This window comes from Lacibacter sp. H407 (genome assembly GCF_037892605.1).
GTDB lineage: Bacteria > Bacteroidota > Bacteroidia > Chitinophagales > Chitinophagaceae > Lacibacter.
This window is the reverse complement of the sequence record NZ_JBBKTU010000001.1, coordinates 1047247-1058864: the sequence shown is the minus strand read 5'-3', so window position 1 is coordinate 1058864 and position 11618 is coordinate 1047247. Positions and strand designations below refer to the sequence as shown.

Annotated in this window: 5 protein-coding genes; 4 read left to right on the top strand and 1 reads right to left on the bottom strand. The window is 40.2% G+C overall.

The window, feature by feature from the left end; translation table 11 throughout:
* Positions 1–17: 17 nt before the first annotated feature.
* From WG989_RS04625 to WG989_RS04615, 3 genes are all read left to right on the top strand, one after another.
* Positions 18–1580, top strand: a complete 1563-nt coding sequence (locus WG989_RS04625) for a RagB/SusD family nutrient uptake outer membrane protein (RefSeq protein WP_340427676.1) — start codon at positions 18–20, stop codon at positions 1578–1580.
* Between the two features lie 132 nt (positions 1581–1712).
* Complete coding sequence (locus WG989_RS04620; protein ID WP_340427674.1) at positions 1713–5024, top strand: VCBS repeat-containing protein; 3312 nt, start codon at positions 1713–1715, stop codon at positions 5022–5024.
* Positions 5025–5060: 36 nt separating this feature from the next.
* Positions 5061–8429, top strand: a complete 3369-nt coding sequence (locus WG989_RS04615) for a VCBS repeat-containing protein (protein WP_340427672.1) — start codon at positions 5061–5063, stop codon at positions 8427–8429.
* 3 nt (positions 8430–8432) lie between these two features.
* On the opposite strand, the gene WG989_RS04610 is transcribed toward WG989_RS04615, so the two are convergent.
* Complete coding sequence (locus tag WG989_RS04610; RefSeq protein WP_340427671.1) at positions 8433–9365, bottom strand: hypothetical protein; 933 nt, start codon at positions 9363–9365, stop codon at positions 8433–8435.
* 205 nt (positions 9366–9570) lie between these two features.
* On the opposite strand from WG989_RS04610, the gene WG989_RS04605 reads away from it, so the two are divergent.
* The gene (locus WG989_RS04605) at positions 9571–11613 is read left to right on the top strand and encodes a kojibiose hydrolase (RefSeq protein ID WP_340427669.1); all 2043 of its coding nucleotides are present in this window, start codon (positions 9571–9573) and stop codon (positions 11611–11613) included.
* Positions 11614–11618: the final 5 nt, after the last annotated feature.

Below are 11618 nucleotides of genomic sequence, written 5' to 3'. Positions count from 1 at the left end.
TTAAAAAATTCATTAGAATGAAAACAAATATGAAAAGTTATGTTGCAGGTGTAGCCGTTGCTTTTGCTTTGTTTGCCTCTTCGTGTACAAAGCTGGAGCCCGAGTTGGGAGGCAACGAGTCTGTTGCTCCTCCTAAGCAGGATGGTGCACCAACACCTCCAACCATCTCGTCTGTTTATGGTTCCTTGAACCAATTGATCAGCCAGGAAAACTGGTATGCATTGAATGAGCATACAACCGATGAACTGTTAGGACCAACACGTGGTACCGACTGGGATGATTTTGGTACATGGCGTCGTTTGCACCTTCATACATGGGCTGGAGATCACAACCAGATCAACAACGTATGGAATGGTTTGAACGGTGCATTATTCCAAACAACGCTTGCTGCTGAATTATTGACCGGACAGGCACAAGCTGAAGGTAAATTCCTTCGTTCATACTTCCGTTTCTTGATGATCGATGCATTTGGTCAAATGCAAACAAGACCTGCAACTGCACCTGCAAGCAGCATTCCAAATGTTGTTCCACGTGCACAAGCTATCGATACAATTATTCTTGAACTGGAATCAGCAGTTGCCGGTTTACCTGCTTATACCGGAACAAACAGGCATCTTGCTACAAAAGAAGCGGCCTGGACATTGTTAGCGAAATTGTATTTGAATAAGGCAGTGTATAAGGCGAATCCTGAAACACCTGCCGGTCCTTACACATTCGCAGCAGCCGATATGAACAAAGTAATTGAGTATTGCAATAATGTTGCGGCTAATCCTTTGTTACAGATCGAAACAAATTATTGGGACAACTTTGTTTGGACGAATAATTCAACTTCTTCTGAAAACATTTTTGTAAGAAGAAACAGTGATGGTATAAATGTGGTATGGGCAACAGCCATGGGAGGACATTATAACCAAACACCATCGGGCTGGAACGGATTTACAACACTTTCTGATTTTTATGACAGCTTTGAAGATGCGGATGTTCGTAAGAGCACAACGCTTCCAGGCTTTACTGATCAGGTAGGTACCAAAGCTGGTTTTAACGTTGGTCAGGTTCGTGGACCTCAGGGACAGCGTATCGGTAATCCACTGGTTGATCTGAAAGACAGAAGTAACAATCCATTGGTGTTCACAAGAAACGTAAGTATCTTCTTTAACGGAGAGGCAAGCGGTATCCGTACAAATAAATTTCCATTAAATCCGGCTACTATCAACGATGGTGGATTTGGAAGTACAAATGATTTTGTGTTCCTGCGTCTTTCTGATGTTCGTTTGATGAAAGCAGAAGCGGTCTTAAGAGGTGGTACATCACCTGAAACTCCTTTGGCAATTGTCAATGATATCAGAACCAAACGTAATGCAAGTGTTTTGGCATCGGTAACATTAAATACTTTGATCGCAGAACGTGGTCGTGAGTTGTACCTGGAAGGCTGGAGAAGAAATGACATGATTCGTTTTGGAATATTTAATAGCCCTGTTCAGGAGCGTCCTAATGCATCTGAAGCTTTTAAAGTAGTATTCCCGTTACCGAACATTGCGTTGTCTTCAAATCCTAATCTGAAACAGAATTTTGGTTATTAGTTTTTGTCATAATCAATAGGGAACGAGGTCGCTAATTTTGGCGGCCTCTTTTTTTGAAAATTTTTTACTTCCTGTTCATAGCAACATGAACAGTTTTATCTTGTATTGCTAAAGCAACTTGTTTGAAGGATGATGAATATAAAAATAGTAGTACCGTTTTTGTTTGTTATTCTACAGCTATCCTGTAATAAAAGGAAAGCAGATACACTCTTTTCCTTAGAGGCCAACACAGGGATCAAATTTGAAAACAAACTCACTAATAACAAAGACTTCAACATTTTCACGTATCGTAATTTTTACAATGGTGGCGGTGTTGCAACTGGTGATTTGAACAATGATGGATTGCCGGAAGTTTTCTTTACGTCCAATCAGGGAAACAATCAACTCTATCTCAACAAAGGAAATTTTCAGTTTGAAGATGTGTCTGCAAAAGCAGGCTTTACAGAAAAAAAACAATGGAGCACCGGAGTTGTACTTGTTGATCTGAATGCTGATGGCTGGCTCGACATTTATGTTTGCAACGCAGGTAATATGTTCGATTCTTCATTACGCAGAAACCAGTTATTCATCAACAACAAAGATCTTACGTTTACAGAACGTGCTGCAGAATACGGATTGGATAATGATGGATACAGCACTCATGCTTCCTTTTTTGATTACGATCTTGATGGTGATCTCGATTGCTTTATTGTAAACAACAGCCCCATCCCTGTAAATACACTCAACTATGCAAGCATGCGTGATCTTCCTGCAAAAGATTGGCAGGTTGCAGATTTTTTAAAACCCGGCGGCGATCATTTTTATCGGAATGATAGTGGGAAGTTTATTGAAATAACCAAGGAAGCAGGCATCCATGGAAGCCTTATCAGTCTCGGACTTGGTGTAACAGTTGGCGATGTAAATGAAGATGGGTATCCTGATGTGTATGTATCGAACGATTTTTTTGAACGGGATTATTTATACATCAATCAACGCAACGGGACATTTAAAGATGAACTGGAAGAACGCATACAACACACCAGCCTTTCATCGATGGGTGCCGATATGCAGGACATCAACAATGATGGGTATCCCGATATTTTTACAACCGATATGTTACCCGGCGATGACTATCGTTTACGTGCAAATTCTTCCTTTGAAAGTTATGACGTGTTTCAACTGAAACTCAAACAAGGTTTTTACAATCAGTACACACAAAACGCTTTACAGGTTAATAACAAAAAAGGTAAATTTTATGAAACAGCATTTTATAGTGGAGTAGCGGATAGTGACTGGAGCTGGGGTGCGTTGCTGTTTGATGCAGACAACGATGGATTGGTAGATATTTTTGTTTGTAACGGAATTTATTATGATGTGACCGATCAGGATTTTATCGACTTCTTTGCAAACGAAGTGGCGCAACAAATGGTGCGGACAGGTAAGAAAGAAGAAGTGAGTAACATCATCAGTAAAATGCCATCGAATCCAATTCCGAATAAAGCATACCGAAATACAGGAAATCTTCGGTTCAATGATGCAGGCGAAGAGTGGGGGTTTTCCAAACCAAGCTTTTCTAACGGAGCTGCTTATGCAGATCTGGATAACGATGGTGATCTTGATCTTATCATCAACAATGTAAATCAGGAAGCAATGGTTTACAGGAATGGCAGCCGGGAAAAAAATAAAAATAACTATGTAGCTGTTTCAGTAAACTATGAAGTACCCAATACATTTGGTATAGGCAGTACGATCCGGATTTTTCAAGGCGATCAAATCATTACAAGAGAAGTAATTCCCAGCCGCGGCTTTCAATCATCGATCGATTACAAGCAAACCATCGGCTTGGGTAAATCAACGATCGATTCCATTTTAATTACATGGCCCAACCGAACAACTACATCGATCATCAAACCGGCAATTAATCAATCTCACAACATTACTTACTCTGCTGCTGCAACGAAACAGTTTGTTCCGGCTGCTGATGTTGCACACCAGTATCTTTTTGAGCAAGTGCAACATCGTTTTGAAAAACATACCGAAGATGAACATGTTGATTTTTTCTATGAACGAAATATTCCGTTCATGCTTTCAACACAAGGTCCGAAAGCTGCCACAGCCGATGTAAATGGTGATGGATTGGATGATGTATATATCGGTGGAGCAAGAAATCAACCCGCACAATTATACCTGCAAACAGCAAACGGACTTGTAAAGAAGGAAACTGCCGATTTTAAAACATTTGCTTTCAATGATGTAACCGTTGCCTTCTTTTTTGATTGCGATAAAGATGGAGATGCAGATCTCTTTACAGGTGGTGGCGGAAACTTCTCTGCTGCGTCCGCAGGTGGTTATCAGAATCAGTTATTTGTAAATGATGGAAAAGGGAATTTCAGTTTAAAACGTGGCGCACTTCCTATCATCAATACAAATTGCGGAGCCGCTGTTCCATTTGATTATGATGGCGACGGACATATTGACCTCTTTATTGGCAGCCGAAGCATACCACAGAATTATGGAGAGAGCCCTAATAGTTTTTTGTTGCGAAATGACGGACAGGGAAATTTTACAGATGTAACAGATGCTGTAGCTCCTGTTTTTTCAGGTGCAGGTATGATCACCGCAGCAGTTGTAGAAGATGTTAACAACGATCAGCGAAAGGAACTGATCATTACAGGTGAATGGATAAGCCCACGTGTGTTTACATATAACGGGAAACAATTCACAGAACTCAAAACCGGATTGGAAGCATTGCCCGGTTGGTGGCAAGCAATGGCTGCTGCTGATGTTGATAAAGACGGAGATATTGATTTTGTGCTCGGCAATCTCGGTGAAAATTTTTATCTCAATGCAACAACAGAAAGCCCGGTTAAATTATGGATGAAAGATTTTGATCAGAATGGCATTGCTGACAAAATGCTTACCCGAACCTACAACGGAAAAGATGTACCGGTGTTTATGAAACGTGAAGTAACTGATCAGGTACCATCGTTAAAAAAACTCAATTTGAAACACCAGGACTTTGCATCAAAAACAATTCAGGAACTTTTTGGCAAAGAACTGAATGATGCTGTGGTAAAGCAAGTGAAGTATACGGCGTCGTGCATTGCGTATAACGATGGTAAAGGCAACTTTACGATAAAAACACTTCCGTATGAAGTACAACTCTCATCAGTAAACGCCATTCAATTGATTGACATCAACAACGATGGCTTTGTGGATATTGTTGCTGCAGGTAATTTCTTTGGTATGCTACCGCAATTCTGCAGGCTCGATGCAAGTTATGGGCAGGTGTTGATCAACGACAGGAAAGGCAGTTTCATTTATATGCCCATCACAAAGTCGGGATTGAATTTGTACGGACAAACAAGAGATATTGTTTCATTGAAATTCAAAAATGAAACACATGTACTTTTTCTCGAGAACAATGATTTCCCTGTATTATATAAATTAAATGCGAATCAGTGACGTTCACGCAACAGCACTGATGAATAGTAACAAAGGATGAAGCAGAAACGTAACAGGAATAGAATTGTGCAATTGTATCATGGCGGTGCAGTGATGCTGCTGTTACTTCTGTTTTCCTGTTCGGATAAGAAGATCGAATCTCCTTTTTTTGAATCACTCGGCAGTAAGCAAACTGGTATAGATTTCACAAACCAACTAAAACCAACACCAGCGTTTAATCTTTTCTCTTACATGTATTATTACAACGGTGCCGGTGTTGGTGCAGGTGATTTTAATAACGATGGTTTGATCGATCTGTTCTTTGCTGCAAACCAGGGAGAGAATAAATTATATATAAACAAAGGCGGGTTGAAGTTTGAAGATGTCACAAAGGCAGCTGCTGTTCCACAGGATAGCGGATGGAGCACCGGCGTTTCGGTTGTAGATATTAATAACGATGGACTGCTGGATATTTATGTGTGCAGAGTAGGCCAATTCAAAATGCTGAAGAGCAAGAATCAGCTTCTGGTATGTAAAAAAATAGATCAACAAGGTGTACCTGTTTATGCAGATGAAGCAGCTGCATACGGCCTGGATTTTTCAGGCTTTAGTACACAAGCTGCGTTTTTTGATCATGATGGAGATGGAGATCTGGATATGTTTCTCCTCAATCATTCTGTGAATCATGATGGAAACTATGCGCCACGTAAAAACTTTTTAAATACGTATGATTCACTGGCAGGTCAAAGACTTTACAGAAACGATCTGTCAACAACTGTTGATGGGAAACAACAATCCTATTTTACCAACATAACAGCAGAAGCCGGCATCAACGGAACCAAGATCGGTTATGGGTTAGGTGTTGCGGTAGCCGATATCAATCTTGATGGCTGGCCCGATCTCTATGTGGGAAATGATTTTCATGAAAATGATTATCTCTACATCAATCAGCAGAACGGAACATTTACAGAAGAAACCACAACGAGATTGATGCACACCAGTCAGTTCAGCATGGGTGTTGATGTGGCTGATGTTACAAATGATGGTTTCCCTGAAATTATTTCAATGGATATGTTGCCGTACGATCCGTACATGCTGCGTCGATCATTGGCAGAAGATGATTACAATATCTTTCAAAATAAAATTAACTACGGGTATAACTATCAGTATGCACGGAATAATCTGCAATGGAACCGACGAAATGGTTTGTTTAGTGAAGCAGGACAGTATGCCGGTATCAATGCAACCGACTGGAGTTGGGCTGCTTTGTGGATGGATTTTGATAATGATGGAATGAAGGATCTGTTTGTATCAAACGGCATTCCAAAGCGGATGAATGATATTGATTACATCAATTTTGTATCGAATGAAGAAATGCAGGAGAAGCTTCGGAACAACAGTATGGAAGAGAAAGATATGCTGCTGGTGAATAAATTTCCGGAGATCAAGATTCCTAATCGTTTTTTCAGTAACCACGGTGAGTTGCAATTTAAAGATGTAACGGATAGTATTGAAAATAACACGCCCACTTTTTCAAATGGTTCTGTTTATGCAGATCTTGATAATGACGGCGATCTTGATATTGTTGTGAATAATATCAATGATCCGGTTTTGATCTATGCGAACAAATCAAATGATGCAAAACAAAAACCTTATGCATCAGTTAAGCTGCAAGGAGCTAAAAATAATAGTAATGCCATTGGTGCAAAGCTGGTTTTGTTTGCAGATGGCGGCATCAGAACCTATGAAAATAATCCCGTGCATGGATTTTTATCGAGTATGCAATTGCCGATTCATGTTGGATTGTTCAACACAACAATTGATTCGGCTTTTCTGATTTGGCCTGATCAAACCTATCAATCAATTACTATAAAACCCGATCAGCAGCTTTCGTTTTCCTATGCCGAAGGTTTACCGAAATTCAATTACAACCTCATCACTTCGTTTTATCAATCAAGCAGACCTGTGCTTGAAGATATTACTGTTGCTACAGGTATTAATTATACGCATCTTGAAAATCCATTTAATGAATTCAATCGGGAGCCACTTATTCCACACATGAATTCAACGGAAGGTCCTGCGTTGGCAATTGCAGATATCAATCATGATGGGTTGGAAGATGTATTTGTTGGATCCTCTAAAACATTCCGTAATGCAGTGTTTATCCAAACAGCAAATGGAAAATTTATACAGAAGCAACAACCCGGCATGTGGCAGGATAGCATGGTGGAGAATGCAGCTGCAGAATGGGTTGATGTGAACAATGATACCCATCCCGATCTGGTAATTGCAAGTGGTGGAAATGAATACTATGGCGAAGACTATCATCTGCTTCCGTTGTTATATCTCAACGATGGAAAAGGAAACTTGACAAAGAAGCCGGATGCGTTTAGAGCTATCTATACAACACAAAGTAAAGCCGTTTCATATGATTTTACCGGTGATGGATTTGTTGATCTGTTTATTGGCGGCAGAGCAGAGCCCTGGAACTACGGTGCTATTCCACGATCGTATTTATTAAAGAATGACGGCACAGGAAAATTTATTGATATAACTGAAACTTATTCGAAAGACTTGCTGCAACCGGGAATGGTTACTGATGCACAATGGATCGATGCAGACAAGAATGGGGAGAAAGATCTGTTGCTTTGTTACGAGTGGGGTGGTATTGATTTATTCATCAATCAGAAAAAAAGTTTTACCAGGAAATCGATAACTGCAAAAAGTGGCTGGTGGAACTTTGTGCTACCAGTGGATGTAGATGCTGATGGTGATATTGATTTTGTTGCGGGGAATTTTGGATTGAACAGCCGCATCAAAGCATCAACAGCAGAACCCGTTTCCATGTACGTGAATGATTTTGATGAAAACGGACGCAGCGAACAGGTGCTCACATATTTTATACAAGGCAAGGAAATACCGTTTGCCACCAAGCAGGAACTGGAAAAACAGCTGCCGGTTTTAAAGAAGAAATTTTTGTATGCAGCAGACTTTGCCAAGTCAACACTGGTTACGTTGTTTGGGGAAGCGAAACTGCAAAATGCACAAAAGCGAACGGCTAATTATTTTGCTAATGCCGTATTGATCAACAACGGCAATTTTGAATTTGAAACAGTTGCATTACCGTACGAAGCACAGTTAAGCACGCTTAGAGATGCAGTAGTTGTAAATGCCAATAATGATAACCTCCCTGATCTATTGTTGATGGGTAACTACTTTGATAACAATGTTGAAATCGGCAGACAGGATGCAGACTTCGGTACTATGCTTATCAACAACGGCAAAGGAAAGTTTGCAGCAGAATCGTTGAATGGGTTAGCGATCAAAGGTCAGGTGCGACATATCAAGCCTATTCAAATTAACCAACGGCAGGCATTTGTATTAGCAAGAAACAATGATCAGTTGATGATCGTTCAGTTCAGGTAAGTGTCAATAAAAAATCGGAAAGTTTAATCGGGTGATCCATTTGCTGCTGTCAGGTTCAAGTGACCGATCGGTAACAAGCGATTGAAATGGAATGGCCGGAGACGATTTGCCATAATCAAATACATAATTCGCCATTTGTTTTTCAGCATTCATCACTGTTGATACACCACCTTTTACTTCGCCAACCAGAATATTACCGAGCACCATCTTTTTTAATTTAAAATTTCTCTCTTCCGGTAAATCCCATTTGGTAGGTAGCGCAACCATTACTTCATAACTGGTACTTGCAACAGGAAAAATATTCAACAACGGCGGATTGGTTTGCTCTCCCTTTTTCTGTTGTACATAGTTCTTTAATGCATTTACCATTTGATAAATATCGTTGGTGGAAGGATAGTGATCAAAGGTTTGCTTCAATGAGATCAGCGATGAATCTTTTACCTTTTGTTGCTCCACCTTCATTCCGTAAATATTTTCTTCTTTTTCGAAATAAGGCTTTACGGTAACGAGAAACTGCTGCAAGTCAGTTTTCAGTTTCTTTAAACCAATGTATTGTTGAATTCGTGTGATTGGATTTGAGGAATAGTTATAGGTAAAACTCCATTGAAAAATGGTTGTATCGGGCTTAAGTGCAGATACCTGAAAAAATGCATTAACAGTATCGCCGTTGTTATCGATACTTGTTGCTATACCCGGTAAAATAATATTGCGGATGTTGAATGTTCTGTTTGCAAAACTGTAACTGTTCTCACTTACTTTGTTGCCTGGCCACCAGCGTTTCCATTTCGAGCTATCATGCAATTGCCGGATAGCTCCGTTTTCAGTACAATGAAATTTGATGCCGTATGTGTAACGATCGGTTGCAGGGATACGTGCATAGAAAAATGCAGCCGCTGCAAGAATCAGTAAAAGAGAAATAAGAAGCAATCGTTTCATATGTGAATTTTTTCAGCCGTCAATTCGTGCGTTGCAATTTAATCGAATTCTTATTTCCTGTACTGAAATGTTTCGGTTTTGGTGAGTTGCACAATTGTTTTAAACTGAATTATTCATTGCAATCGTTTGCAGCATCGGTTTTCCATAAGAGTGCTGGATTGATTCAGCATTAGTATCTATCTTTCTGCCAATAACGAAGATTGCCATGAAACGATTAACAATACTTGCATTGCTCTTTACAGCATTTACAGCAACAGCACAAACCATCAACCCCTGGAAAATTTCTGCTGATAAAATTGATGCGAATAATTACTATGGCATCACCGTTGCAAACGGAATGATTGGCGTGGTATCATCACCCGAACCGTTTAAAGTGAAAGAAGTAGTGTTGGCGGGTGCATACGATCTGTATGGTCGGGGCCGTGTAAGTAATTTTTTAAAGAGTTTCAATTTACTCAACAGTTACCTTGAAATTGATGGCAAACGCATCGATGCAAAATCAGCTTCCAATATGAAACAGGAACTGGATATGCAACATGCCAGCTTCACTACTTCATTTGATTATGCTGATAAAGCAACAGTAACGTATACCTATTATTCTCTACGTCAGTTGCCATTTACGGTGCTGATGGATATTACAATCATACCAAAAAAGAATATCAACATCACCGGCGCCAGTGTAATGGAAGCACCGGATGCGTTGAAAGATGTACAGAATTACTACAATGAAATTGATCGTCCGCATGTAACCATGAGTTTATTGACATCATCTGCAAAAAGCCCGACAGGTAAATTGCTGATGTGTGCCAGCAACACATTTTTATTTTCTGAACATCACGGCAGCGAACCAAGAGTGATCCATGAAATGTGGGATAATAATATGCACCTCGTAAAATTCAGCAAGCAATTAAAAGCAGGTGAAACCTATCGTTATTCGATTGCGGGGTCATCGATCACATCCGCACATCATGATGATCCGTTGAATGAAGCAGAACGTTTGACCATTTACGCAAAGCTTGAAGGAAGAGAACGTTTGCTGCAGTTTCATACTAAAGCATGGGATGAGTTATGGAGCAGTCGTATTACAATTGAAGGCGATGCTGCCGCAGCACAGGATCAGCAAGACATCAACAGCATGCTTTATCATTTATATTCGTTCACAAGAGAAGGTACAGCACTCTCACCTTCGCCGATGGGATTGAGTGGTTTAGGTTATAATGGTCATGTGTTTTGGGATACAGAATTGTGGATGTATCCGGCATTGCTTGTATTAAAACCGGAGTTGGCAAAAAGCATGATGGAATATCGTTATCAAAGACTAGAAGCAGCGAAACGAAATGCATTCAGTAAAGGATTTAAAGGAGCCATGTATCCGTGGGAAAGTGCAGAAACAGGTGTTGAAGAAACGCCGGTGTGGGCATTGAGTGGTCCGTTTGAACATCACATCACTGCATGTGTGGCAATTGCTGCGTGGAATTATTATTGTGTAACGCAGGATAAACAATGGCTGCGGGAAAAAGGATATCCCATCATTAGTGCAACCGCTGATTTTTGGGCTAGTCGTGTTGAACGGAATGGTGTTGGTAAATATGATATTAAAAATGTAGTGGCTGCTGATGAGTGGGCGGAGAATGTAGATAACAACGCCTTCACCAATGCAGCAGCAAAAGCCAATTTACAATTTGCAACAGAAGCTGCAAAGCTGTTGGGCATTACTCCCAATGCTGATTGGATGAATGTGGCGAATAATATTCCGGTGTTGAAATTTCCTGATGGTGTAACAAGAGAACATGCAACCTACAATGGTGAAGGAATTAAACAGGCCGATGTAAACTTATTGGCCTATCCGTTAAAAGAAGTAAAAGATGTAGCATCAATAAAGAAAGATTTAGAATATTACGAACAACGTGTACCTAACGAAGGCACACCTGCCATGACACAAGCAGTGTTCACCACCTTATATGCAAGGCTCGGCAATTCTGAGAAAGCTTATCATTGGTTTAAAGATGCATTTATTCCAAATCTCAATCCACCGTTCCGTGTAATTGCAGAAACAAAAGGCGGAACCAATCCTTATTTTGCAACAGGTGCGGGAGGAATTTTACAAAGTGTGCTGATGGGTTTTGGTGGATTAGAAATTACGCCGACAGGTATTACTCAAATCAAAACGGTATTGCCAAAGAACTGGAAGAGTGTTACAATCACGGGTGTTGGTGTGCAGAAGAAAACATATTCTAATAAACAATAAATAGA

Coding starts and splice junctions, on each gene's coding strand:
- WG989_RS04625 (WP_340427676.1), top strand. CDS start 18: ATGAAAACAAATATGAAAAGTTATGTTGCAGGTGTAGCCGTTGCTTTT.
- WG989_RS04620 (WP_340427674.1), top strand. CDS start 1,713: ATGAATATAAAAATAGTAGTACCGTTTTTGTTTGTTATTCTACAGCTA.
- WG989_RS04615 (WP_340427672.1), top strand. CDS start 5,061: ATGAAGCAGAAACGTAACAGGAATAGAATTGTGCAATTGTATCATGGC.
- WG989_RS04610 (WP_340427671.1), bottom strand. CDS start 9,365: ATGAAACGATTGCTTCTTATTTCTCTTTTACTGATTCTTGCAGCGGCT.
- WG989_RS04605 (WP_340427669.1), top strand. CDS start 9,571: ATGAAACGATTAACAATACTTGCATTGCTCTTTACAGCATTTACAGCA.